We start from the raw sequence: 25670 nt of genomic DNA on the forward strand, positions 1-25670 counted from the left end.
AAAACATCAATTATGAAATTATTATTAATCACCGCAATCAAGGAATTTGAAAGCGAAATCAAAAATATTCTGGTAAAATCAGGAGCAAAATCTTTTACTTACAGTACTGTAAAAGGTTTCAAAAATGACATTCAAAGCAGCGTCGTAGATAATTGGTTTGCTTCTTCCTATGCAGAAACAGACTCTTTATTATTCACGGTTTTTGTACCAGAAGAAAACACGCCTTTAATTCTAAAAAAAATTGAAGAATTCAATTCAGGGCAAGAAACATTATCCAAAGTACACATTGCTTTGATCAATTTGGAACAACAATTTTAAAAATATAAATATTAAAATAAATAAAATGAAAACTAGAATAATACACGCTTTCGCCGGAACAATGATTTTGGCAAGTATCCTTTTATCCATTTACGTAAGCCAGAATTGGCTTTGGTTAACTGGATTTGTGGGAATTAATTTACTCCAATCATCGATGACGAATTGGTGTTTGCTCGATAAGATTTTAGGGAAATTGGGATATACGAATGAAGGAGGATCTTGTGGAGTTTAAATTTGTACAAACTTTTGTAAAACCTTGTCAAGGTTAATCATAGCAAATCCCTGCAATTAATTTTACAGGGATTTTGTCATTTACACTTTTGTCATTCCGAAGGAATCTCTACGTAGAGACGCTTCCAGCATGACAAACATGGTGGTTTTGTAACGATCATTGTCATTCCGCAGGAATCTCAAAATGCTAGTTTAAGAATTTTAAGTCAGGATTAAAACTTTTAATCAGATCTAATTTTAATTCTCTTCGTAAATCTTTGATCTCTTTTTCCCTTGCTAATGCTAGTTGAATCCAACCGAAATGTTCATAGTAAATTAAAAACTCAACATTATATCGCGCAGTAAAACTTTTTGGATTCTTTTTTTCTCGATGTTCTTTCAAACCTTCGTCTTATATCGTTTGTAACCCCAGTATATAAAACGGTCTTATTTTTATTAGTTAAAATATATACGTAAAAATCGTAAATACCTTCTGTGAATTCAATTATGGCAATGTGTTTTTACGAAATTAGTAAATTATAGATTACTGCTAAGTTTTTAAGGATCAACTTTTTCATACTTCTGGCTCTGCAGTTTGTTGGTTCCTTTTGTAATTCCGGAGGAAACCTAACGAAGCGTTTCGACAAAGTCAATCTCTGCACTGAGACGCTTCCAGCGTGACAAATATCGTGGCTTTTTAAAAATCAATTGTTATTCTGAGAAATCTCTACGTCGGTTGTGTGTGAGATGCTTTTCAGCGCGACAAAATGGGGAACTTTTGAAGATCATTTATTATTCCGGAGGAATCTCTGCCTTGTTTTATCCAGAGACGCTTCCAGCGTGACAAACTTTATATAATAAAAATAACAAACCGCCACATAAATGCGACGGTCTATCTTAACAAATAAAAATATGGAAATAAACTATTTAGTTTTAATACTGATCAGTCCGCGGACTTCATTTTCTTTATAACCCATGGCTAAATCATTTGGATATAATTCTGCAATTTTCGCGGCCACTTTTGGTTGAACATTTTTACTAGGTTCACCATGACATTGCAAACACATTGCATTCGTAACCAAAGGTTCATAGTAATGCGTTTCGGTGCGAACGGGTTTTAAAAGTTCACCTGCTAGTAATTGTATTTTATGCTGCTCAATTAACTTCAACTCTTCTGCGTTGGCAATATTTTTTGGATTTCTATTTTTATCAGAAACTCTGGAAATCACCAAACCGTGTTTATCTGACATCGATTTTGTTAAAGGCATTGCTTCGATATTGCAAAACTCCAAAGCCGATTCCGGTCCGCCTTTCTGAATTTGCTCGCCTACATTTTTCATCAAAAGTTTCTTGGTTTCGGTCGCATAACTGTGAAGTGAATCAGAGCTGATTGTTGCGACTTCTTTTGTTGAAATTTCCTCATGAACGAATTTATTTCCGCACTGTAGAAATAAAAAACCGAAACTACTTAACAATATTATCTTTTTCATTTGTAAATATTTATCGTTTTTTAATGTCAAATGTAATCGCAAATCTTTATTTATATTTGATTACAAATTACTAAATGGCGATTTCATGACTCTTAATTTGATTCAAAGATAGGACGACTTTTCAACAACATCTGTGACTTAAGTTACACTCGTTTTTATTTTCAGAAAAACTTATCTTTGAACTCATGAATTTCTACGAACTCTTTCTGCAACCTTACGAAACCTACGATAACTTTCAAATTGCGCTCGAAGCGATTGCCACTATTTTTGGAGTCCTGAGTGTTTATTTTTCCATTAAAAAAAATATCTGGGTTTATCCAACTGGAATAATCTCTACAGCGCTTTACGTATATATCCTCTTCAATTTCGGTTTGCTCGGCGACATGATGATTAATTTTTATTACACCGTGATGAGCCTTTACGGCTGGGTTTTGTGGGCTAAAAGTTCTGAAGATCACGTTCATGTTGAAGTATCCTGGGCGACAAAAAAAGAATGGATTTTCTCCGGGATTTTATTTCTGATCAGTTTAATTTTAGTTACCATCGTTTATTATTACAAACCCTATATCGACAATCATTTCTCAATGGAGAATGTGCAACTTGGCTTGTATCATTTGGATTGGGCGAACTGGCTGGATGTTTTCACCACGGCGATTTTCTTGGTTGGAATGTGGCTCATGGCAAAACGTAAAATCGAAAACTGGATTTTCTGGATCGTAGGTGATTTGATTTGTATTCCGATGATGATTTATAAAGGTTTGGGAATTACTTCAATCCAATATATGGTTTTTACAGCCATGGCAATTGTGGGCTATTTCGAATGGAAAAAAGACCATCGAATCCATCACAGCAACTGATTTAATCTATCTCCACTTTCCCCTATTGATAAAGAATTAAGTATCTTTGCTCTCCCAAAATTACAAGGGATAAAAACCTTTTTTTTATGCAAAATACTATTGACTTTTTTAAGTATCAGGGAACCGGAAACGATTTCGTGATGATCGATAACCGTGATTTACAGTTTCCTAAAGAGAGAGAAATTATTGAAACCTTATGCGACCGCCGTTTTGGTATCGGTGGCGATGGATTGATTTTACTGGAAAACGATCCGACGGCTGATTTCAAAATGGTCTATTATAATTCCGATGGAAACGAAAGTACGATGTGTGGAAACGGCGGACGGTGTCTTGTGGCGTTTGCTCATTTCCTGGACGTGTTTGAAGATCAAACAACCTTTACCGCAATCGACGGGTTACACGAAGCAGAAATCAATAATGGCATTATTAAACTGAAAATGATTGACGTAGATTCCATTAAAAAAATGGATGGTGATTTTGAATTAAATACAGGTTCGCCGCATTACGTCACTTTTGTAGAAAACGTAGAAAAATATAAAGTTTTCGAAAACGGTAACAAAATAAGAAATTCTGCGTCTTATTGTCAGGAAGGAATCAATGTGAATTTTGTTGAAGAAATCTCGGAGGACGAAATCTTTATCAGAACTTATGAAAGAGGTGTTGAAGATGAGACTTTTAGTTGTGGAACAGGAGCAACAGCCTCGGCTTTGGTTTTTCTAAAAGATAAAAATAAACCTTCCGTTCATGTAAATGTTTTGGGTGGAAAGTTGAAAGTATATGCAGAACAGGACGGCGAAACTTTCAAAAACATTTGGTTAGAAGGTCCGGCAAAACAAGTATTTAAAGGTAAAATCAATTTATAACATAAAAGGAAATCGCAATTCTATGAAAAATAGCAAGACAGTTATTTGGATCCTGTTTTTTATTATTTCCTATATTGGAACTTATATTGGGTTAAAATTTTATCAAAAATATTATGGAAATAACGTTTACAAAGAAGGTTATATCCTGATTCCGCATTCTGCTAATTTCAATTCTATTTTAGATTCCATTACTCCTTACTTAAAAAACAAGGAACAGTTTGCCGAAGTTGCGAAGGATAAAAACATGGATAAATTTTTCAGCGCTGGTCGATATCGAATTAAATCCGGAACCAATAATACCGATTTGGTCAATATGATTAAAGCCGGAAATCAAACTGAAAACACTTTTAGAATTGGAGATTTCTTTACCGTTTATCAAATGGTGGGAAAAGTGGCTAAAAAAACAGAACTGGACTCTTTGCGTTTTGCCACAGATTTAGATAAAATAGCAACCACAAAAGGTTTAAGCAACGCAGAAGATTTAAAAAAATATTTCTTCATTGATTCTTATAACTTCTTCTGGACCGTAACTCCCGCTGAATTCTTTAAAAAATTTGAAGACGATTACAATAGTTTTTGGACCGCCGAAAGAAAAGCAAAAGAACAAAGTTTAGGTCTAAGCCGTGATCAGATTTACGCCTTGGCGTCTTTAGTATATAAAGAAACGGGCGGCAAACCGGATGAGATGAAAACGGTTGCCGGCTTATATTTAAACCGCTACCGAAAAGGCATGAAACTGCAAAGTGATCCAACGGTAATTTATGCGGTGAGTAAAGCCAATAATTTTCAGGGTGATCCGATCAAAAGAGTTTTCTTTAAACATCTTCGCGAGCCTTCGCCCTACAATACTTATTTCTCGGCGGGAATTCCTCCAGGACCAATTTGCATGGTGGATAAAAATTCGGTTGACGCTGTTTTAAATGCACAAAAGAATGATTTCATTTATATGTGTGCAGATCCGGCGCGATTTGGATTCCATAAATTTACAGCAAGTGCGGCAGAACATGCGGTGAATGCAAAGGCGTATCAGGATTGGCTGAATTCTAAAAACATTAAATAATAGCATTCTTAAAAGAAAAAAAAGAAGTATTTTCTTATTAAAATTTAAAAATATCAAACAGACATTTAACTATTGTTAAAAAAAGTAATCAGTATAGTTTAAACTAAAATTATGACAAACAAAATTGAGATTTCATCAATTATTAAAAAAAGGACTTTAGGACTTGCCTTCGTTTTAGGCGCAGCGAGTTTAGCATTCGCACAGCAGAAAGTAAACGTAAGCGGAAAAATTGTTGACCAACAAAAAAACGCTGTTCCTTACGCTTCAATAACCTTCAGCAATAAAGCGAACAAACTTTTCAGCGATGCGGCTTTATCCAATGAGAAAGGAGAATACAAATTAGAACTGACTCCAGGGAATTACGATATCGCAATTGAAGCGATTGACTTTAAAAAGACCACCTTAAATAAACAAATCTCGACTGCGGGAAATCTTGGTAATTTTACGGTAACTTCTGAAAGTTCTGCGACTAACGGTAGAACCAAAGACATCGAAGGTGTTACCATTACAGCGACGGCGGTAAAACCGTACCGTGTAGAACTCGACAAAAAAGTTTACGACCCTTCTTCCGACCTTCTTAGTAAAGGTGGGAATTTGCAAGATGTTTTAGCTAATGTTCCTTCTGTAGATGTTGATACCGATGGTACAGTTTCGATGAGAGGAAACTCTAACGTGAAATTCTTAATCAACGGAAAACCATCTGCTCTTCTTGGAATTGATAGTGGCCCAGGTGGTTTGCAATCGATCCCCGCAGATCAAATTGAAAGAATTGAAGTCATTACCAATCCTTCTTCAAAATTTGAAGCGAGTGGAACTGCAGGGATTTTAAATATTATTTTAAAGAAAACCAAAGGAATGGGTTTCAACGGTAGCGTTACCGGAAGTTTAGGATATTTACCAAGTACTAATTTAAATACAAATTTGAGTTGGAAAAAAGGCAACTGGACTTGGTTCCTTAATGGTGGCGGTGGTTACCGAAAAGGAGAAGGAAAAAATGATAGTAATACTCGATTTTTTGATCAAACGAGTCTTGCAACAACCAGATACTTCGAACAAAATTCACGTAACAAAAGTGAAAGCAATAACTATAATGCGACCGGAGGATTTGCAGTTGATTTAACGGAAAAAACCTCTTTCAACCTTTCGGGTATGATTAGAAGTTCCGATAGTAACAGCGATAATAAAGTAGATAACTTTAATTATAATGCTTCCAGAGTGTTAACGGATTACTCGCAAACCAATGCTTTAGGTACGGGTGACAACCTTTCATTGCAAGGTGATATTGGTTTAGATCATAAGTTCAATACCAATGGGCATAACGTTTCATTATCCTTAAGTGTACAGAGAAGCAATAATGAATCGACGGAAGATTCCAGACAATACAATTCGTCTGTTTTTCAATATGGAAGTTTAGGGGATAACAATACCATTAACAAATCAATCATTGGTAAAATCGATTATGAATTGCCAATCGGGGAAAAATCGAAATTAGAAGCAGGTTACCGAATTGATAATAATGTGAATGATTACGATTTCCTGAATAAAGAAACAGATTCATTTTTAAATTATGGCGTTGCAGAAAAATACAGTGGTAATACTGTTTACGATGAAATGATTAATGCTGGGTATGCGCAGTTTAAAAGTAAAGTTGATAAGTTAGGTTACCAAGTTGGTTTAAGAGCAGAGCAATCAAACATCGAAATTAGTTATTTAGGATATACTGGCGCAAAAGATTCAAACAAAAAGAGTTACTTAGGATTTTTCCCAAGTGTATTTTTGAGTTATGATTTAGGAAGTACCAACGATCAGTTATTATTGAATTATTCCAGAAGAATTAACAGACCACGTTCTTGGTTCTTGATTCCTTACCCGACTTCGTTGGCAAACCGTCAAAATTTATTTCAGGGTAATGGTGATTTGAATCCGTCTTACATCGACTCTTTCGAATTAGGATACGCCATTCAGAAGAAAAAATTCACCATCAATCCAACTTTATATTTTAGAAAAACTACGGACGATGTTAAATTTGTGGTTTTGCGTGAAGCAGTCGGTTCAGATGTTTTAATTACCACCCCTAATAATGTAGGAAGTGAAACGAGTTACGGTTTAGATTTTAACGTAACTGCTGATTTATTCCCTTGGTATAAAATTATGGCGAGTGCAGATCTTTTCGGATATAAATCAGAAGGTTCTTATTTTGATGCCACAAGAATGGATAAACCATTATCTTTTGATGGTTCAGGATTCTCAACCAGAATTCGTTTAACCAACACTTTCAAAATCGATAAAACGATGAGCATGCAAGTACAAGGTTTCTTCAGAGGTGGACAAAAAACCGCTTCCAGCCTAAGCAAAGATATGTATGTCTTAAATTTTGGAGCCAACAAAACCATCTGGAAAAATAACGGTACCATCGCATTTAATATTCAGGATATTTTAGGAACCAGAGGTAGAAATGTAACCAGTTTCGGTTCGGGTTTTGAAAAAGACTCCTATATGAGGTGGAACCCAAGAAGTTTCAATGTTTCGTTGACTTACCGTTTCAAACAAGGTGAGAAAGTAGATGCACCGAAACGTAAAAAAGATATTAACGCGAATAGTCAAGGTGGTGACGATCAAGGCCCACCGATGTAATTTTTAAAGAATTACAATTGAGATACAAAAAATCCTGAAATTAATTTTTCAGGATTTTTTGTATAATATAGTTTTACTTTCTGCTTTCTAAATACTTCTGCCATTCCCAGGTGGTGCGCAAGGCTTCATCTAAAGATGTTTCGGCTTTCCAACCGAGTTCTCGTTCGGCCTTGTCTGCGTTTGCATAAGCGATAGTGATATCACCTGCTCTTCGTTCACAGATTTGATAAGGAACTTTCACCTCATTCGCTCTTTCAAAAGATTCTACAACTTCTAAAACCGAAGAACCTTTTCCGGTTCCTAAATTATAAATATCAATTACTGTATCCGAATTTTCAGCCATTAATTTCTGCAAGGCTTTAACGTGGGCTTTTGCCAAATCAACGACATAAACATAATCACGAACTGCAGTTCCATCTGGCGTATCATAATCATTTCCCCAAATCGAAAGTTTTTCACGAATTCCAGACGCCGTTTGCGTAACATAAGGAACTAAATTATTGGGAACTCCAATTGGCAATTCACCTAATAACGCCGTTGGATGCGAACCAATCGGATTAAAATACCGAAGCAAAGAAACTTTCTTTTTGTACGCCGTAGCAAAATCTTTCAGAATCTCCTCGCCCATTTGCTTGGTTTTTCCGTAAGATGATTCCGGCATTTTCAACGGCGTATTTTCATCAATCGGTTGTTGATCTGCCTGACCGTAAACCGTACAGGAAGAACTAAAAATGAAATTAGAAATATTTCTGGCTTTAAACTCCTGAAGAATATTAATTAAAGAAAATAAATTATTTTCATAATAATCCAACGGTTTTTCCTGACTCTCTCCTACTGCTTTGAAGGCAGCAAAATTAATACAGCCATCGATTTCGTACGCTTCAAAAACTTGATAAAGCAATTCTTTTCTTTTTAAGTCAAATGGAAAAAAAACGGGTCTTTTACCTGCGACTTTCTCAATATTATCTAGAATAAATTTCTCCGAATTTGACATATCATCAACAATGATGACATGAAAATTATTTTGTAAAAGTTCTACCACCGTGTGAGAACCAATATAACCGAGACCGCCGGTAACGAGTATTGTCTTCATTAACTACTTATTCATAAATTCCAAAACCGCATCTGAAATATATTTCAACTGCTCATCATCTAATTCGGTATGCATCGGCAAAGAAATAACTTGCTCCAATAATTTATCGGTATTTACAAAATCAGCATCATTACTTTCCTGGAAATAGGCTTTTTGTTTTCTCAATGCAACCGGATAATAAATCATGGCTGGAATTTCTTTCTCCGTTAAGAATTGTTGTAATTCATTTCTTTTTCCGTTCAGAATTCTCAGGGTATATTGATGAAAAACGTGGCTGGAATTTTCTGCTCTTGTCGGTATTAAAATGTCTTTGCAATCGGCAAATGCTTCATCATAATAGTCCGCTGCTTTTCTTCTCGCTTCGTTATACGTATCTAATAAAGTTAGTTTTTTTCTTAAAACCGTCGCTTGAATACTGTCTAAACGGGAATTTACGCCAACCTCATCGTGGTAATATCTTTCGTACATTCCGTGATTTACGATGCCTCTTATTTTGTGTGCGAGTTCATCATCATTGGTGAAAATTGCACCACCATCACCATAACATCCTAAATTTTTGGAAGGAAAGAAAGAAGTCGTTCCCATAATTCCCATCGTTCCAGATTTTTTCACGGTTCCATCAGAAAAAGTAAATTCAGAGCCAATTGCTTGGGCATTATCTTCGATCACCGCAAGATTATGTTCTTTGGCAATCTTTAAAACCTCTTCCATATTAGAACATTGACCAAACAAATGAACTGGAATAATCGCTTTGGTTTTCGGCGTAATTGCTGCTTTTAGTTTTTCGGTATCGATGGTAAAAGTATCGTAATCTACATCCACTAAAACCGATTTTAATTTTAATAAATGAATGACTTCTACGGTTGCTGCAAAAGTAAAATCGGAGGTAATCACTTCGTCACCTTCCTGTAAATTCAAAGCCATTAAAGAAATTTGCAAAGCATCAGTCCCATTTGCACAAGGGATTACGTGTTTTACATCAAGATAAGTTTCTAATTCGGATTGGAAAGATTTTACCTCAGGTCCATTAATAAATGCTGCAGTATTTAAAACATTGAGAATTGCATTATCTACCTCTGACTTTATTTTATAATATTGACTTTGAAGGTCAACCATCTGAATCTTTTTCATATGAAAATTTTATTGGTTTTATTGGTCATATGCAATCGCTTATCTTCTTTAGTATTTTTTACAGAACATTAATGGCGATTTCATAAAAAAAATATTTCCTCAAATTTACTAAAATTAAGTTTTTTAAAAAACTAATTCGCTTGAATGTTTGTTAGTCTATGACAAAGTTTGTTATATGAGAATTTTCAAAATATGATGATTTAATTCCAGATGCGGCAAACGATATATTGATAAAAACGGAAACAAAACGCGTATCATACACCACCGTTAAGACATATTCAACAAAAACACTGAAAAATCATTAGTATTTTTCTATTTTTGTTATACTTTAATAATTAATAAAATGAAAAAATTTCTATCGGTTTTTATCTTCTTACTATTCATTTCTACTCAGGCACAAACAGAACTTGTTTTTGTCTTCTTTAAAGACAAACCCAATAAAGCAGCGTTTTATGCAAATCCGCTTTCAGAATTATCGCAAAAATCGCTAGACAGAAGAACCAAATTCGCCATCGCACTGAACGATCAAGATGCGCCGATCGAGCCCTCGTATATTCAAAATATAAAAAATTTAGGATTTACCGTGGATGATTATTCTAAATGGATGAACGGTATTGCGGTGAATGCAACTGCAGCACAAATTGAAACCCTTCGAAACCAAACGTATGTGCAATCTGTAGAGCGTTTTATTAAACATCCGAATGGTGGAAAAAGCAATGCAGAAAAAGTAAATAAATTTGACGAATTTAATAATGCAATCGCGAAAACCACTTTTAATTATGGGTTAAGTTTAGCACAAATCAATCAGGTTAATCTTCGTCCGTTACATATTGCAGGTTACACGGGGACAGGCGTTACCATTGCAGTTATCGACAGCGGTTTTCCAACTGTAGACACAGGTTCAGTTTATGCAAGGATTAGAAATAACGGACAAATCAAAGGCGGTTATAATTTCATCAGCAAAAACAACGACTTTTACAACACTTCCTTAAACGCCCATGGTTCTTACTGTTTAGGCGTTATTGCAGGTTATGTACAAAATAGTTTTGTAGGTACAGCACCCGATGCGAATTTTTACCTTTATGCAACTGAAGATGCTTACAACGAAATACCCGAAGAGCAATTGTATTGGGCAGAAGCGGCGGAAGAAGCAGATCGAAAAGGAGTAGATTTAATTACGACTTCATTGGGTTATTATGATTTCGACGATTCGCGTTATAATTTATTATATTCTGATATGAATGGAACCACTTCTTTCATCGCTAGAGCCGCACAAATCGCGACCGAAAAAGGAATCTTCGTTTTGGCTGCGGCTGGAAATGAAGCGCAAAAACCTTGGCATTACATCATTACTCCAGCAGATAATGCTAAAGTATTTACGGTGGGTGCGGTAGCCTCAACTGGCTCCAGTTCAACCTTTTCTTCCTTTGGTCCAAATGCGGTCGGAGTAATTAAACCCGATGGAAGCGCAAGAGGAACTTCAACATATATGGGTTACAACAATTCAGTAACCACGAGCAACGGAACATCATTCGCCACACCTCTTGCCGCTGGTGGAGTCGCCTGTTTGATTGAAGCAATGCCGACAAAAACGGTAGATGAACTCAGTAATTTACTCCGTCAAAACGCATCTCTTTATCCAGGTACCGATCCACAAAAAGGATATGGAATTTTGAATTTTGGCAAAACTTGGAATACGACTTTAGCAGCAGTCAATTCTGACAAGAAATTGACATTGCAAATTTATCCAAACCCTGTCTCTAAAACGTTCACTATTAAAACCGATGAAAAAATTATTTCTGTGGAATTGTATGATACTTTAGGACAGAAAGTTCAAGCAATGAAAAATGACAAAAGCAACAATATCGAACGATTGGAAAAAGGAGTTTACTTTTTAAAAGTTAAAACAGAAAAAAATCAATACATTGAAAAATTGATTAAAGAATAAGAGTTTAATTTCCTTTTATGTCATAAAAAAAGACCTTCATTTTCGGAAGGTCTTTTTGTTTTTAAGCCGAGTTTCGACTCGCATTAATATTTCCAAATAAGGATCGCATTACGAGTTTTTCGTAGGCTTCCCGATTTCCTTCGTTTTTCTGAATTTTGATTAAAGCATATTGCTGAATACTCAACAGTGGTAAAACAATTCTTTCCCGAATTCTCACCGACATTTGAGAAAGTGGTTCTTCTTCCATCAATTCGCGGAATCCTGTTAACTCGAGCATCATTTCTTTTGAGAGGTTATATTCCTCAAAAAGAATTGTCCAGAATTCGCCGAATTTTTCATTTTTCTTCATATAAGAAGTTAGTGGAAAATACGATTTATTCATGCTCATCATGGAGTTTAACACTAAAGTTTTAAAGAAATCAGAACCTTTGTACATGCTCTTCACTTCATCAAATCGACCTTGGTTTTTTAATTCTTTTAAGGCAAATCCGAAACCGAAAAAGCCGGGAACATTCTGTTTTAATTGACTCCAAGAACCAACAAAAGGAATCGCGCGCAAATCTTCAAATTTTAGTTCGCCTCCAACTCCTCGCTTGGTTGGGCGGCTTCCGATGTTGGTTTTTCCGTAATATTCGAGCGTACTCATTTCCTGCAAATAAGGAACAAATCGTGGATGCGCTTTTAAATCAGAATATTTTTTATAACTGATTTCCGCTAATTCTTCAATGAGTTTTCTTTCCTTTTCGGTTAAATCTTTTTTAGCATTTTTAAAGACATCATTTTCAATTCCGGCCGTTAATAATTGTTCAAAATTATATTTCGCCTGATCTTTATTCCCAAACACACTCGTGATCGTTTGTCCCTGAACCGTTAATTCTATTTGATGATTGGCAATTGTTTTCCCTTGAGAAGCATAGAAATCGTGAGTCTTTCCGCCACCTCTTGCAGGCGGTCCGCCACGACCATCAAAGAAAATAACTTTAATTCCATACTCATCAGAAATCTTGGTTAACTGCTCTTTGGTTTCATAAATTTCCCAATTGGCTTTTAGATAGCCACCGTCTTTTGTTCCATCAGAAAAGCCGAGCATAATGGTTTGTTCATTTCCGCGTCTTTCCAAATGCTTTTTATAAATCGGAAGCTCATATAATTGTTTCATCACATTTTCGCCAGCATCTAAACCTTCCATGGTTTCGAAAAGCGGAACAATATCCATTTTGATTTCCTCCTCTTTATAACCACAAAGTCGGAAGAGTGCGTAAACATTCAGTACTTCTTTGATATGATCTGAATTAGAAATAATGTAGCGGTGCATTCCGCGTTCGCCGTTTTTCTGTTGGATGCTTTTAATATTATAGATATTTTGTAAAGTATCTTTGGTAATTCCTTCAAAATCATTTGGATTCAAAATAACATGAGTATCTAAAAGCCAATCTAATTTCTCCTGTTCGGAAATAGATTTAATATTTAAATCTGATTTTTTAGCAATAATTTCATCAATGATTTGTTGATGAACACGACTGTCTTGGCGAATATCCAAGGTCGCAAAATGAGTTCCGAAAATATTGACCCTATCTTTAAAATCTTCTAACAGATTTTTAAAAAGTCCATTATGCTGTTCGAGAAGAATTTTTTGTGCTTCTTTTACTTTTGCTAAAATCTCTTCGGTTGAAATATCTTTTTCTTGTTTAAAAATAACATCATACAATTCATCACTTAAACGATCTAAAATTTCAGAAACCCCACGGAAACTCAGTCGTCTTCTCAGATTTTTCAAATGCGCATAATAGGATTTCAATATGGAAAGATGAAGTTCCTGAGCGACTTGCTGCGTAATTTCTGCAGTTACAAAAGGGTTTCCATCGCGATCACCGCCGGGCCAAAATCCCATTTGAATAACATCTGTATTTGGAGTAAAGTTTTGCGTACTAAACGAGTTCTTCAATTTTTTATATAGTTCACCAATGGTGTCGTAATACACATATCGAAGGTAAAAAATAATGCTCAATGCTTCATCTAAAGGACTTGGTTTTTCTTTATTAAGGAAAGGCGTTTTGCCTAACTGTTGCAAAAGCATGTCGATATCGGTCACCGAATCATTAATAATTGCGGTGCGTAAATCATGCAAAATCCGCTGTACAGAATTAGGATAAAACTGTGTTGGATGCGCCGTAAAAACTACTTTAATGGCAAAATCTTTCAACTTTTTTCTCGTGGTTTCTAACTGATGTTCCTGCAAAGCACGCTCATGAAGTTGAAGAATGGTTCCCGCATCACTTTCAGAATGCAGTTGTGGAAATGCTGCATCTTCAATGCTATCGTATAATACCACTTGCCGTTCGATATACTGAATGATTTTAAAAAGCAATTCTGTTTTCTGTTCTTCGGTTTTCAGTTCGGTATGTTTACTGAAAAACTCTTCTACAATTTCTTCAGGATTTTTCTCGGCTTCATAACCCAGTCTGCTTTCCTCATAAAGAAAAGGCAGCAACATGCCGATATTCGACATTTTATCATAGGGCAAACTCATGAAAAGCGAGTTGTAAATCTGGAATTTATTCTCGACCAATTGGCGGAATTTTTCTTTTTTTTCTTCGTGTAGCATCTAACAAATTTAGGGCAATTTTATTTTTAAAACGCTGAAAGTAAATAAAAAAAATATGATTTTGAGTTGAAATTTGTATCTTCATTAGATGAAATTTCTAACAATCCTGTTTCTTTTATTTTACACCTTCTCCTTCGGACAAAATGGATTTGAAATTTCGAATCCTAAAAAAACTGTCATTCCTTTTAAACTGATTAATAATTTAGTTTTTATTCCCGTAAATATTAATGGTGTTGATTTAACTTTTTTACTGGATTCTGGTGTGAGTGAAACGATTCTTTTCAGTTTAGAAGATAAAGAAGTCAACTTTAATGAAGTTGAAAAAATTAAGTTTTCTGGTCTGGGTGAAAGTCTGGATATTGAAGGTTTAAAATCTGAAAACAATATCATCAACATTGGAAAAGACTACAAAGATTATCAACATACTGTTTTTATTATTCTAGATGAAAGGATTAATTTCTCTTCACATGTTGGCATTCCTATCAACGGAATTATTGGCTATCATTTCTTTAAAAATCATCGCATTGAAATCAATTTTACTTCCAAAAAAATTACCATTTATAATGAGGAGAAAATCTTTAATAATCGACAAAAAAGGTTTACAGAATTTCCCATAACGATTGAAGGAAATAAACCTTACATGATGGTCGATGTGGAAATGGCAGACAAAAAAGCCAATTCAAAATTGCTGGTTGATCTTGGAAATAGTGATGCAGTTTGGCTTTTCCCTAAACTGATTGAAAACTTCGAATACAACCGTCCAAACATTGATGATTATTTAGGTCGTGGTTTTAATGGAGATGTTTTTGGTAAAAGAAGTAGAATCCGTGGTTTGTCTTTGGGCGACTTTACATTTGATCAACCACTCGCTGCAATGCCCGATGAATACTCTATTCAACATTTAAGATTAGTTCCCAATCGAAAAGGTTCTATTGGAAATGAAATCCTAAAACGCTTTACCGTTATTTTCGATTATCCACATCAAAAACTTTTATTGAAGAAAAACAAAAACTACAACGACCCTTTCCTCTTTAACAATAGTGGTCTGGATGTTCAGCAAACCGGTATGACCTGGCAAAAAGATCTGGTAACGATTGAAACCAAAAAAAGTGCAAACTTCCCTGGAAATACGGAAACTCAAGAACAGCGAGAGCGATTTCAGTACAACTTTTCTTTGAAACCAACCTTTACTGTGGCAGGCTGCCGAAAAGATTCACCGTGTTATATTGCGGGTATTCGCAAAAATGATCAACTCATCAGCATCAATAAAAAACCTGTTGGTAATATGACGATGCAGAAAATAAATAATTATTTTAAAGAAGAAGATGGAACAAAAATTCAGTTAGAAGTAGAAAGAAATGAACAGGTTCTGAATTTTATCATTACATTAGTTGACCCTATTCCCTACCAAAAATGAAAGTTGAAGAAACCGTAATCGATAATATTCGCTCCCGACCCAGATTTAAAATATTCACTGAATTATCGCGGGAAGAATACGCAGTTTATTTGCAAAAATTTTTGAAAGAACGTAACGGAGAATTTGAGGGAAATGTGAATAAAGAAGTTTCGCTCATCAGCGTGCGAACCCCAAATGATAATTATTGGAAACCGTGTTTATCCCTCCGAACAGAAACTGACCCGGAAGAAAACAAAACCGTTATTCGTGGAATATTCGGTCCCACTGCTTCTGTCTGGACTTTCTTTATGTTTCTCAATTTCATTTTCGGAATTATGTGGATGGTCGCAATCACGATATGGTATGTGGAAAAACAAATTAAAAGTAATGATTTCCCCTGGGCATTTACCTTTTCTATTATTATGCTCGTTTGCCTGGCTTTAACCTTTAGTGCCGCCAGAATCGGAAAATGGAAAGGTAAAAAACAAATGCAACAACTTCGCGAATTCGCAGAAGAATCTATCCGTAAATTTGAAAATTATCAAGTGAAAGGTTGAGATTTATCCAGAGTTGCGAGTACTTCATCTCGTTTAGCTTGTTCTTCTAAAATTTTTGAAAGATCGGGTTCGATAATCGCATTCATTTCCTCCACAGAAATATGGTCTGATTTCGAGTCTGTACTTAAGTTTTTCCAAGGTTTTTTTGCGCCCCATTTATAATCACCAAAAACAATTACCGGAGTTCCGTTGGCTTTTACGGTCGCACCACCTTTATTTAAAATCCATTGATCTGCCCAAGCATATAAAAACTTAGCATCGTCCATTAACAATCGTAAACAAGAATGTGAAGCTGGATAGCCAGGTAAATCATATTGATGCCAACCGATTCCTAAAGTATTATGGATATTAAAATTATACGGTAATTTCCATTCGCTGGAAACGGTAGAAATCGCCAGTTCTTTTTTCCAGTTGGCAAACATTAATCCACGTTTGGTTTGTGCAGTTTTTGATCCCATACTCGTAGGTCCCCATTTCACTAAGTTTCCATGATCATATAAAGCATAGGCTTGAATTGGATATGAGAAAAACACGATTTTTTTCACGTCTTTTAAACGATCTAAATTTCTTGGAAAAGGCGAATAACTCATTAATGTTGCATCTATTTTATCTGGAATCATTAAGGTATCGGCGCGCCATTTATTCTTTAAATCCAAGCGGTTTAAAGCCAAAATAACATATTGATCTTCTTTAGAAAACTCTTTATTAAAAGCAGCCATGGCCGAATCTTTCTTGTTTTTCGGAAAAATAAAAGATTGATAAACAATAGTATTCTTTTTGATAGAATCCTGAATTAATGAATCTTTTTTGGCAATTGCTAAAGAATCATTTTTTTTAGTCTGAAGTTCCTGTACACGAGATTGGCCTTTTTCACATCGAACAGCGAAGGAAATCATCAAGACTAAAGCACTCAGATTAAAGAGTTTTTTTTGAGAAAATGTCAACATGGTTTTTTTTAAATAAGCAGGTACTTTGCAATAACAGTACCACTAACAAAGATAATGAGACTATTTCAAAGGAACTATTTAAATTTATGACCCGAACCAGTTTTTAACAAATTGAGTCCTTTAATATAAAGGACTCAAAATAAGAAATATACGAGTAAAATTACTTTCTTTAATATTCGATACTATTATTTCTCAATTTTAATATAATCAGGCTTTAAGTCCTTCTTTTTGGGTGGCAAATTCATGAGTACGATTGCAAAAAGTATTAAAGCAATTCCTAACCATTGAATTAAAATAACCTGTTCGCCCAATAAAATAAAGGCCATGGTTACTGAAACTGGAAGTTCGAGAGAAGAAACAATACTTCCTAAACCTAAACCTGTCTTAGGAAATCCGAGATTGAATAATGTTGGTGGAATAATGGTTCCAAATAAAGCCAGAATAAAACCATAAGTATAAAATATAGAAAAATCAAACGGTTTGATATGGTCTGTATTATCGGTAAAATTTAAATAAAATGATTTTAAAACATCAAAATGCAAGGGTCCGATTTGTGCAAAAAGGAGGTAAATAAATACGATTACCGCTCCACCAGAAAGCATAATTAAACTTTTCTTAAGCACCGGAACATGGGTTGCTATTTTATTTGAGGTAAACATCGTTGCGCTGAAAGAAGCCGCCGCCATTAATCCCCAAAAAACACCGTTCAAATCTAATTTAACATCTAAATTAATCATGTTTGTTGCGAAGAAAGTCCCTACCAAAACAATAACAGTCGCTACTACTTTTTTAGCATTAGGGAATTTTCTCGCTATCATACTTTCGATAACAACACTAAACCAAACGGATTGCATTAATAAAACAATCGCAATTGATACATTAATATATTGAACGCATAAATAATAAAATAAACTGGTACAACCTAAAGAGGTTCCTGCCAGCATCAACATTTTGATTTCCTTTGAAGAGGGGTGAGAAAGTGGTTTTTTAGAAGTTTTTTTCTGGATTAAATTTAAAATCAATAAGCCCATTAATCCTAAAACAAATTGTGCCGTGGTAACCTCAGAAGTAGTGTATCCGTCTCGATATGACAATTTAACAAAAGTGGCCAGCATACCGAAAATACTTGCTCCAAGTGCAACATACAAGACCCCTTTTAACATATTTTTCTTTTCCATAATTTTTTTCAGCTTGCAAACTTACGGTTTATAAATTTGTGAGCCTACAGAGCGAAGAATAAAAAGCATAACTTTTAAAGTACGGCAATACCAAATACTCAAAATATCTTTACTTAAACTTCAAACCTTTTTATAAAAAATGGAAAGATTTAATTTTTACTAAAATCGATGACACAACTATTTTTTATAGAGATTCAAATATTTCTGCGCAGAATTTTCCCAGGAGAAATCAAAACTCATATTCGACTGAACCAACTGTTCCATTAAACCTTCTTTATGATAAATATGTAACGCACGATGCATCGCATGAACTGCTGCATTTGCACTGGCTTCACCAAAATTAATTCCACTGCCGCCCGTTGAAATATCCTCTACCGTATCTCGTAAACCGCCGATATATCGAACAATTGGCACTGTTCCGTAACGCATAGCGTACATTTGATTCAGTCCGCAAGGTTCAACCCGTGAAGGCATTAATAAGAAATCGGAAGAAGCATAGATTTTATGAGATAAATATTCTTTGTAACCTACATCCAAAGCGAAGTTTGAATACTTATAGGAAAGTTCTGTCAAATGATTTTCAATGTTTTTATCGCCAGAACCAAGAATGATAATATTTAAACCACCGTACGTTTCTTCAATACTTTTCGAGACTATTTCAGGCAGAAAATCAGCGCCTTTTTCACCAGCAAATCTTCCGATAAAACTGAAAAGTGGCAAATCTGGATTTAATCCATATTCTTCACACATTTCTTTTTTATTCTTCCATTTTCCGGAATCAGCATTTTCTTTACTATAATTAAAGGCCAAGAATGGATCAATTTCAGGATCCCAAATTTCATTATCGATTCCGTTGATAATACCGTTTGCTTTGGCGTGCTCCTGTCGGACCAAAGTTTCTAAACCACGGAAACTTTCAAAAAGTTCATCCATATAACCACCAGAAACAGCATTGAAAGCATGGCAACATTTAATCATGGTTGCTAATGGATTGATGTACCCATCCCAATCGAGCAATCCCCATTTTCCACCATCAAACCAAGGGAAATAACTCGCCATATCCCATTTCATCTGTCCTTGATATTCTCCATTGTGAATAGTCCCAATTGTTTTCACACCTTTCAGAAAATCAAACTCCGGACAGTTTTCTATCATAAAAGGAACCAAGCCCGTATGATAATCGTGGCAATGCAAAACATCTGGACGAATCTTCATCGCCGTTAACCAATGCAAAACACCATGTTGAAAAGCCAGAAACTGCTGACTCTCATCCCAATATCCATAAGGATTATCGCGATCCAAAAGCCCCGGGATTTTCACTAAATATAAATCGAATCCTAAAACCTTTGATGTTTCCTTCATCACCATCACCTGAAAAGTTTGATTGTGCTGATGAATCCAACCATCAAAAACTATTTCAAAACTGTGTTCATGCACGAAAGGTTTATTGTACCACGGCATAATCACGCTCGCTTCTACCCCTTTAATTTTATTTAAATATTTGGGCAATGCTCCCACCACATCAGCAAGTCCACCGACTTTTGCAACAGGATAACATTCGATCGAAAGGTTAAATATTTTCATATTAAAAATTCAGATTTTAAAGTGGCCATTTTTATTTTGTATTTTATTTAACTGTGGGAGTTATTTTTTTTTACCACATTGGTTTTCAATGGATTACTTTTCGCTACCAGAGATTTTTTTTCCGTTTTATTTTTCGTTTCAACTTTTGCAGTTGCTGGTATGGTTTTTTCTGAAACTGATTTTTTAACAGAAGTTATTTTTCTCGTTGCTGCTTTCTTTTCCTTTTTTTTCTGTCTTAAAATAACTCCAGAAAGTGGTGGTAATTTTAGGACAATTGCATTAGGTTTATACATCCATTCATCATCTTCTTCATCTACGATTTCTGCAATAACGCCACTTCCGGCAAATTGTTCATCATCAGAATTCAAAATTACCTCCCAATTTGTTCCTTCATCAACACCGATTTTATAATCGAAAACTCTTGGTGTTAAATTTAAAACAACCATTAAAACATCGTCTTCGCTTTTACCTTTTCTTAAATAAATATAAATAGAATTATCAGCATCGTTAGCTTCAACCCATTCCATTCCATCGGGTGAGAAATTATTTTCGTAAAGTGCGGTTTCGTTTCGGTATAGATAATTTAATTTTTTAACGAAATCATGCATTCCCTTGTGGACAGAATAATCGAGCAAATGCCAATCTAGACTTTGGGTGAAATTCCACTCTCTAGTCTGCGCAAATTCATTACCCATAAAAAGTAGTTTTGCACCAGGATGCGTAAACATATAAAGATAGAGCGCTCTAAGGTTTGCAAATTTCTGCCATTCGTCGCCAGGCATTTTATAAATCAAACTGGCTTTACCGTGAACGACTTCATCGTGAGAAAGTGGCATCATGTAGTTTTCATTATAAACGTACATGGAGCCGAAAGTCAGTTTATTATGCTGGTATTTTCTGTCGATGGGATCTTCTTTAAAATAGTTTAAAGTATCGTGCATCCAACCCATCATCCATTTCATACCGAAACCGATTCCTCCGTCATAAACGGGTTTAGTCAACATTGGAAAATCTGAACTTTCCTCGGCAATGGTAATGATATCTGGAAATTCTTTATAAACTGCTTTGTTAAAATCTTGCAGAAACTTCTTGGCTTCTAAGTTGACATTTCCACCATAAATATTTGGTTCCCATTCGCCTTCATTTCTGGAATAATCCAAATGCAACATCGATGTTACAGCATCCACTCGAAGTCCATCAGCATGATAACGATCGAGCCAAAATAGGGCGTTGCTTATTAAAAACGATTTCACTTCCGGTCGTCCGTAATTGAAAATATAGGATTTCCAGTCTGGATGAAAACCTTTTCTTGGATCTTCATGTTCGTATAAAAAAGTTCCATCAAAGAAGTGCAAGCCATTGGCATCACCCGGAAAATGAGATGGAACCCAATCCAGAAGAACACCAATATCATTATTGTGCAATTCATTAATTAAAAACATTAAATCCTGTGGCGAGCCAAAACGCGAAGTCGCTGCAAAAAATCCCGTCACCTGATATCCCCAACTCGGATCATATGGATATTCCATAACGGGCATGAATTCTACATGCGTAAATTCCATTTCTTTGATGTAGGGAACAAGTCGCTCGGCAATTTCTCTATAATTAAAGAATTTATCAGGATCATCTGTGCCGCGCATCCAAGAACCGAGGTGAATTTCGTAAACCGACATCGGTGCTTTCAAAGAATTTTTCTTCCATCTTTCCGACATCCAATTGTTATCATTCCATTCAAACCAAGTTGTGGAAACTAAAGATCCAGCTTGTAGATTCTGCTCCCAACTTACGGCGAACGGATCTCCTTTCTCGAGCAAAACACCTTTATTGGTTCGAATTCCATATTTATAAACATCGCCCCATTTTAATCCAGCAATAAATCCTTCCCAAATTCCAGATTCATCCCATCTTGGTAATAACTTATGGGTTTCTGAATGCCATTTATTAAAATCACCAATAACAGAAACCTCTTTTGCAAAAGGAGCCCAGACTGAAAAATAAACACCTTCTATTCCATCAACTACAACGGAATGAGAACCAAATTTTTCGTATAATTTGTGATGATTTCCTTCTCGAAAAAGATAAATATCTTGGTCTGTAAATAAGGAATAAGGATGAACATTTTCCATGATGGCAGAATTTTCAGAGTTTGCAACTTAAGTAAAAACCAAAAAAGTATTTGATGATTTTTTAACCCTCAAATATATTCAAAATAAAGGTAAAAAACGGAATATCGTCTTTGAAAAGTTAGAATATTGACGAATGTTTTGCACTTATAATCATTAACTTAAGAATATTAAAAAATCGAATTATTTGGTTTAAACACATTTTGAATAAATTACCTACTTTTAACTTTTAAAAAAAAGACCAAAGCGTATGAGATTTACGATAAAATCCAGGGAAGATGATGAAAGACCAGTTTTTATTACAGGAAATTTTAACAAATGGAATCCACGAGATTTACAATTTGAACTAAAAGAAATTTCTGAAAATACTTATTTCATTGAGATAGATGATGAAAAACTCCCGGAACTCATCGAATATAAATTTACGCGTGGCGGTTGGGAAAACGTAGAAATTGACCGTTTTGGAAATATTACGCCGAACCGCAAAATCAAAAAAAAGGAATTAAAAACCGAGGATGAAGTAGAAAGATGGAGGATAAATTGGGGACCTTTCAAACAGGAATACTTCCCGATTGTAGAAATAATTTCAGAAAAATTCTTTATTCCACAACTCAATAAAACGCGTAAAATCTGGGCGCTTCTGCCCTACAATTATCATCAAACCACAAAATCTTATCCGGTTCTTTATTTACAGGATGCGCAGAATTTATTTAATGAAGGTTCGGCTTATGGGAATTGGGAAATCGATAAAAAAATGTCGATTCTGGCAGAATATGGAAGAGGCGACGTTATCATCATCGCAATCGAAAATGGCAGTGAAGATCGAATTAAAGAATATGTGTTGGACTATAATTCGATTACCGAAAATGCAGAAGGAAAAAAATATGTTCGCTTTTTGGCAGATACTTTAAAGCCCTATGTTGATTCCGTTTACCGAACAAAAACAGAACGGGAATTTACAGGAATTGGCGGAAGTTCTTTAGGTGGATTAATAAGTATTTACAGCGGTTTTCTTTATCCGGAAGTTTATTCTAAATTAATGATTTTCTCGCCTTCACTTTGGCTGAATCCAGAGAATAATTTTCCGCAAATGAACTTTAAAAATCCGTATGACATTAAAGTTTATCTCTACGGCGGCGAACAAGAAGGATCTGAAATGACGGAAAGAATTCATCTATTTGAAAAAACAATGGAAGCGTGGGAAAATGCAACCTCGATGCAATTTGAATTTAAAATCAGCATCAACCCTGAAGGAAAGCATCAGGAATTTTATTGGTCTCAAGAATTTCCGCGAGCAATGGAATGGTTGTACTATGATACAGAAGATGATCCTAAAGAACTGTCGAAAAAAGCGGAGATCATAAAAAATGAAACTTCTGAGATTTAATGCATGAGAACTTTAAAGACAAAGTTTCTGCCTCATCAATTAAAATTTTCTTATTTTTAGGGCAAATTTGAAAAATGAATAGAAAGAATATATTGCTCGCTGCAATACTTTTACCTGCCGTGATGGCTTTTGCCCAACAGTACGGTGGAATGTGGATTCCCACAGAACTTAATGAAAAGGAAATGAAAGATTTAGGAATGAAAATTTCTGCAAAACAAATTTTCGATTCCTCAAAACCGAGTATTAAAGATGCCGTTGTACAATTTAATGGTGGATGTACTGCCGAAATTATTTCGCCACAAGGTTTATTATTAACGAATCACCACTGTGGGTACGGTATTATTCAAAAACATTCTTCCGTTGAACATGATTATTTGAGTGATGGTTTCTGGGCGAAAGATATGAACGGAGAATTACCGAATCCTGGTGTTACCGTAGATTTCATCGCAGATATTAAAGAAGTTACCGGACAAGTTTTGGCTGGAACACAAAATTTAGATGATAAAGCAAGTCAAGCAATGATTGACAAAAATTTGGAAACTGTAAAAGCAGGTTTCAAATTAGAACCTTGGCAAAAAGTAATCATTAAACCAATGTATTACGGAAATAAATATTATGCTTTCATCATCGAGACTTATAAAGACATTCGTTTGGTTGGAGCACCGCCAAGTTCGATTGGTAAATTTGGTTCTGATACCGATAATTGGGTTTGGCCAAGACATACAGGAGATTTTTCCATGTTCAGAATCTATGCTGACAAAGACAATAAACCGGCAGAATATTCGAAAGACAATATTCCGTACAAACCAAAATATTTCTTACCCATTTCTATAATAGACAAAAAGGAAAACGACTTCACTTTTGTATTTGGATTCCCGGGGAGAACGACTGAATATTTACCTGCAATTGCAGTAGAAAAGGTAATGACAGAAACTGATCCAGCAATGATTGAAGTGCGTGAAGTTGCCTTGAAAACACTGAACGAAAAAATGCGTACGAATGCAGAAACCAGAATTAAATATGCATCAAAATACGCTTCTGTAGCCAATTACTGGAAAAAATGGATTGGTGAAGTTGAAGGTTTGAAAAAATCTGATGCTGTAGGTAAAAAGAAAAAATACGAGCAAACATTAATTGCAAAAAATCCTACGATTAAACCTACGATTGACCAACTGAATAATTTATATAACGAGCAGTCTCCCTATTCACTGAACCGTTCTTACTATTCGGAAGTGATGAGAAATGCAGAAACTTTGTCGTTGGCAAATCAGTATCTCAATTTTATGCAAAGTTATGAAGCAGGAAAAATTAATGATCAAACATTAACTGCTTTCAAAAATAGATTAAGTGGAATTTACAAGGATTATGATGGTGAATTAGATGCAAAAGTTACAGCACAATTGTTGGCTCTATATGCTGACAAAACTCCAGCAAAATTTTTACCATCAAATTTCAATGAATTAAAAGACGTTAATAAAAATATAGCAACCGTAGAGAACTGGTCTAAAAAATCTGTGATTACAGGAAGAGGATCTCTTAATGGAGCAAATGCTACAAAAGATATTGATAAAGTATTTGCTAATCCAGCAGAACTTATTAAAAATCTGAAAAACGATCCGATTATTCAGTTGACTTCTGCAATGAAGGAAACTTATATGACAACAACAGATGCAAAATATCTTGAACTTCAGGCACAGATTGATGTGCTTCAAAAGAAATTTATGGCGCAACAAATGGAAACAGATAAAAACCGCAAATTCTTCCCCGATGCGAATTCTACGCTTCGTGTAACTTACGGACAGGTGAAAGGTTCCAATCCAAGAGATGCAGTTAGTTATGGGTACCAAACGCACTTAGAAGGCGCTATGGAAAAATATGTTCCAGGTGATTATGAATTCGATGTTCCGAAAAAATTGGTTAATCTTTATGATGCAAAAGATTACGGAATATATAAAGATAAAACGGGCGATGTTCCTGTAAACTTTACCGCAACAAACCATACGACAGGAGGAAACTCTGGTAGTCCAGCATTAGATGCGAAAGGAAATTTAATTGGTTTAAATTTCGACAGACAGTGGGAAGGAACAATGAGTGATATTAATTTCGACCCTCGTTTTAGCAGAAATATTATGGTGGACACCAAATACATTCTGTTCATTGTTGATAAATATGCAGACGCAAAATGGCTGCTGAACGAAATGAAAATTGTGAAGTAATTTTTCACAAAAATCAACATTTATAAATCCCATGATGTTATTCATGGGATTTTTTTCTAAATTTGAATATGGC

19 protein-coding genes and 1 pseudogene are annotated in these 25670 nt (G+C 35.1%); 11 read left to right on the forward strand and 9 right to left on the reverse strand.

The features are described 5' to 3' along the window. Window positions 1-12 precede the first annotated feature (12 nt). Together PUH65_RS04330 and PUH65_RS04335 are read left to right on the forward strand one after the other, a co-directional pair. Window positions 13-318, forward strand: coding sequence for a hypothetical protein (locus PUH65_RS04330; protein ID WP_305518544.1), 306 nt, complete (start codon window positions 13-15; stop codon window positions 316-318). Window positions 319-343: 25 nt separating this feature from the next. Then, window positions 344-550, forward strand: a complete 207-nt coding sequence (locus PUH65_RS04335) for a DUF2892 domain-containing protein (protein ID WP_305518545.1) — start codon at window positions 344-346, stop codon at window positions 548-550. 186 nt (window positions 551-736) lie between these two features. Here PUH65_RS04335 and PUH65_RS04340 read toward each other — a convergent pair. Continuing rightward, a pseudogene (locus PUH65_RS04340) lies at window positions 737-1037 on the reverse strand (GIY-YIG nuclease family protein). 414 nt (window positions 1038-1451) lie between these two features. Further along, window positions 1452-2018: a DUF3365 domain-containing protein gene (locus tag PUH65_RS04345; protein ID WP_305518546.1), complete on the reverse strand. Its 567-nt coding sequence runs from the start codon at window positions 2016-2018 to the stop codon at window positions 1452-1454. Between the two features lie 185 nt (window positions 2019-2203). Between PUH65_RS04345 and pnuC the strand changes: the two genes are divergently transcribed. The 4 genes from pnuC to PUH65_RS04365 all read left to right on the forward strand — a co-directional run bounded on the left by pnuC (window position 2204) and on the right by PUH65_RS04365 (window position 7432). Next, window positions 2204-2875 carry a nicotinamide riboside transporter PnuC gene (pnuC, locus tag PUH65_RS04350; RefSeq protein ID WP_305518547.1) on the forward strand — a complete coding sequence of 224 codons (672 nt, stop codon included), beginning with the start codon at window positions 2204-2206 and terminating at the stop codon, window positions 2873-2875. Window positions 2876-2961: 86 nt separating this feature from the next. Then, window positions 2962-3738 carry a diaminopimelate epimerase gene (gene dapF, locus PUH65_RS04355; RefSeq protein WP_305518548.1) on the forward strand — a complete coding sequence of 259 codons (777 nt, stop codon included), beginning with the start codon at window positions 2962-2964 and terminating at the stop codon, window positions 3736-3738. A 22-nt stretch (window positions 3739-3760) separates the two neighbouring features. Continuing rightward, window positions 3761-4798 (forward strand): endolytic transglycosylase MltG, encoded by a 1038-nt coding sequence (mltG, locus tag PUH65_RS04360; RefSeq protein WP_305518549.1) that lies wholly within the window; start codon window positions 3761-3763, stop codon window positions 4796-4798. A gap of 111 nt (window positions 4799-4909) precedes the next feature. Further along, window positions 4910-7432 (forward strand): outer membrane beta-barrel protein, encoded by a 2523-nt coding sequence (locus PUH65_RS04365; RefSeq protein ID WP_305518551.1) that lies wholly within the window; start codon window positions 4910-4912, stop codon window positions 7430-7432. Between the two features lie 73 nt (window positions 7433-7505). On the opposite strand, the gene galE is transcribed toward PUH65_RS04365, so the two are convergent. After that, on the reverse strand, window positions 7506-8525 hold the full coding sequence (gene galE, locus PUH65_RS04370) for a UDP-glucose 4-epimerase GalE (RefSeq protein ID WP_305518553.1): 1020 nt from the start codon (window positions 8523-8525) through the stop codon (window positions 7506-7508). Window positions 8526-8528: 3 nt separating this feature from the next. Continuing rightward, a complete protein-coding gene (locus PUH65_RS04375) occupies window positions 8529-9656 on the reverse strand; it encodes a DegT/DnrJ/EryC1/StrS aminotransferase family protein (RefSeq protein ID WP_305518554.1) in 1128 nt (375 codons plus the stop codon). A 343-nt stretch (window positions 9657-9999) separates the two neighbouring features. Between PUH65_RS04375 and PUH65_RS04380 the strand changes: the two genes are divergently transcribed. Further along, window positions 10000-11604, forward strand: a complete 1605-nt coding sequence (locus tag PUH65_RS04380; protein ID WP_305518556.1) for a S8/S53 family peptidase — start codon at window positions 10000-10002, stop codon at window positions 11602-11604. Window positions 11605-11665: 61 nt separating this feature from the next. On the opposite strand, the gene PUH65_RS04385 is transcribed toward PUH65_RS04380, so the two are convergent. Continuing rightward, on the reverse strand, window positions 11666-14209 hold the full coding sequence (locus PUH65_RS04385) for a phosphoenolpyruvate carboxylase (protein WP_305518557.1): 2544 nt from the start codon (window positions 14207-14209) through the stop codon (window positions 11666-11668). Between the two features lie 88 nt (window positions 14210-14297). On the opposite strand from PUH65_RS04385, the gene PUH65_RS04390 reads away from it, so the two are divergent. Together PUH65_RS04390 and PUH65_RS04395 are read left to right on the forward strand one after the other, a co-directional pair. After that, complete coding sequence (locus tag PUH65_RS04390; RefSeq protein WP_305518559.1) at window positions 14298-15626, forward strand: PDZ domain-containing protein; 1329 nt, start codon at window positions 14298-14300, stop codon at window positions 15624-15626. Beyond that, entirely contained in the window at window positions 15623-16162 is a 540-nt protein-coding gene (locus PUH65_RS04395) for a hypothetical protein (protein WP_305518561.1), read from the forward strand. Before PUH65_RS04390 ends, PUH65_RS04395 begins: the two co-directional genes overlap by 4 nt. Here the strand turns inward: PUH65_RS04395 and PUH65_RS04400 are convergent. The 4 genes from PUH65_RS04400 to glgB all read right to left on the reverse strand — a co-directional run bounded on the left by PUH65_RS04400 (window position 16147) and on the right by glgB (window position 21997). Then, window positions 16147-17109: a L,D-transpeptidase gene (locus PUH65_RS04400; RefSeq protein WP_305518563.1), complete on the reverse strand. Its 963-nt coding sequence runs from the start codon at window positions 17107-17109 to the stop codon at window positions 16147-16149. The two genes, PUH65_RS04395 and PUH65_RS04400, sit on opposite strands and share 16 nt — an antisense overlap. Before the next feature lie 185 nt (window positions 17110-17294). Beyond that, entirely contained in the window at window positions 17295-18287 is a 993-nt protein-coding gene (locus PUH65_RS04405; RefSeq protein WP_305518565.1) for a DMT family transporter, read from the reverse strand. 177 nt (window positions 18288-18464) lie between these two features. Then, the gene (locus tag PUH65_RS04410; RefSeq protein WP_305518566.1) at window positions 18465-19871 is read right to left on the reverse strand and encodes a glycogen synthase; all 1407 of its coding nucleotides are present in this window, start codon (window positions 19869-19871) and stop codon (window positions 18465-18467) included. A 47-nt stretch (window positions 19872-19918) separates the two neighbouring features. Continuing rightward, window positions 19919-21997 (reverse strand): 1,4-alpha-glucan branching protein GlgB, encoded by a 2079-nt coding sequence (gene glgB / locus PUH65_RS04415; protein WP_305518567.1) that lies wholly within the window; start codon window positions 21995-21997, stop codon window positions 19919-19921. A gap of 247 nt (window positions 21998-22244) precedes the next feature. On the opposite strand from glgB, the gene PUH65_RS04420 reads away from it, so the two are divergent. Together PUH65_RS04420 and PUH65_RS04425 are read left to right on the forward strand one after the other, a co-directional pair. After that, window positions 22245-23381: an alpha/beta hydrolase gene (locus PUH65_RS04420; RefSeq protein ID WP_305518568.1), complete on the forward strand. Its 1137-nt coding sequence runs from the start codon at window positions 22245-22247 to the stop codon at window positions 23379-23381. A 74-nt stretch (window positions 23382-23455) separates the two neighbouring features. Continuing rightward, on the forward strand, window positions 23456-25597 hold the full coding sequence (locus PUH65_RS04425; protein WP_305518569.1) for a S46 family peptidase: 2142 nt from the start codon (window positions 23456-23458) through the stop codon (window positions 25595-25597). Window positions 25598-25670 lie beyond the last annotated feature (73 nt).

The sequence above is a fragment of the Kaistella sp. SH40-3 genome (genome assembly GCF_030686865.1).
Lineage (GTDB): Bacteria > Bacteroidota > Bacteroidia > Flavobacteriales > Weeksellaceae > Kaistella.

Coding starts and splice junctions, on each gene's coding strand:
- PUH65_RS04405 (WP_305518565.1), bottom strand. CDS start 18,287: ATGGAAAAGAAAAATATGTTAAAAGGGGTCTTGTATGTTGCACTTGGA.
- PUH65_RS04365 (WP_305518551.1), top strand. CDS start 4,910: ATGACAAACAAAATTGAGATTTCATCAATTATTAAAAAAAGGACTTTA.
- PUH65_RS04410 (WP_305518566.1), bottom strand. CDS start 19,871: ATGAAAATATTTAACCTTTCGATCGAATGTTATCCTGTTGCAAAAGTC.
- PUH65_RS04400 (WP_305518563.1), bottom strand. CDS start 17,109: ATGTTGACATTTTCTCAAAAAAAACTCTTTAATCTGAGTGCTTTAGTC.
- dapF (WP_305518548.1), top strand. CDS start 2,962: ATGCAAAATACTATTGACTTTTTTAAGTATCAGGGAACCGGAAACGAT.
- PUH65_RS04420 (WP_305518568.1), top strand. CDS start 22,245: ATGAGATTTACGATAAAATCCAGGGAAGATGATGAAAGACCAGTTTTT.
- PUH65_RS04335 (WP_305518545.1), top strand. CDS start 344: ATGAAAACTAGAATAATACACGCTTTCGCCGGAACAATGATTTTGGCA.
- pnuC (WP_305518547.1), top strand. CDS start 2,204: ATGAATTTCTACGAACTCTTTCTGCAACCTTACGAAACCTACGATAAC.
- glgB (WP_305518567.1), bottom strand. CDS start 21,997: ATGGAAAATGTTCATCCTTATTCCTTATTTACAGACCAAGATATTTAT.
- PUH65_RS04345 (WP_305518546.1), bottom strand. CDS start 2,018: ATGAAAAAGATAATATTGTTAAGTAGTTTCGGTTTTTTATTTCTACAG.
- PUH65_RS04330 (WP_305518544.1), top strand. CDS start 13: ATGAAATTATTATTAATCACCGCAATCAAGGAATTTGAAAGCGAAATC.
- PUH65_RS04375 (WP_305518554.1), bottom strand. CDS start 9,656: ATGAAAAAGATTCAGATGGTTGACCTTCAAAGTCAATATTATAAAATA.
- galE (WP_305518553.1), bottom strand. CDS start 8,525: ATGAAGACAATACTCGTTACCGGCGGTCTCGGTTATATTGGTTCTCAC.
- PUH65_RS04425 (WP_305518569.1), top strand. CDS start 23,456: ATGAATAGAAAGAATATATTGCTCGCTGCAATACTTTTACCTGCCGTG.
- PUH65_RS04390 (WP_305518559.1), top strand. CDS start 14,298: ATGAAATTTCTAACAATCCTGTTTCTTTTATTTTACACCTTCTCCTTC.
- mltG (WP_305518549.1), top strand. CDS start 3,761: ATGAAAAATAGCAAGACAGTTATTTGGATCCTGTTTTTTATTATTTCC.
- PUH65_RS04395 (WP_305518561.1), top strand. CDS start 15,623: ATGAAAGTTGAAGAAACCGTAATCGATAATATTCGCTCCCGACCCAGA.
- PUH65_RS04385 (WP_305518557.1), bottom strand. CDS start 14,209: ATGCTACACGAAGAAAAAAAAGAAAAATTCCGCCAATTGGTCGAGAAT.
- PUH65_RS04380 (WP_305518556.1), top strand. CDS start 10,000: ATGAAAAAATTTCTATCGGTTTTTATCTTCTTACTATTCATTTCTACT.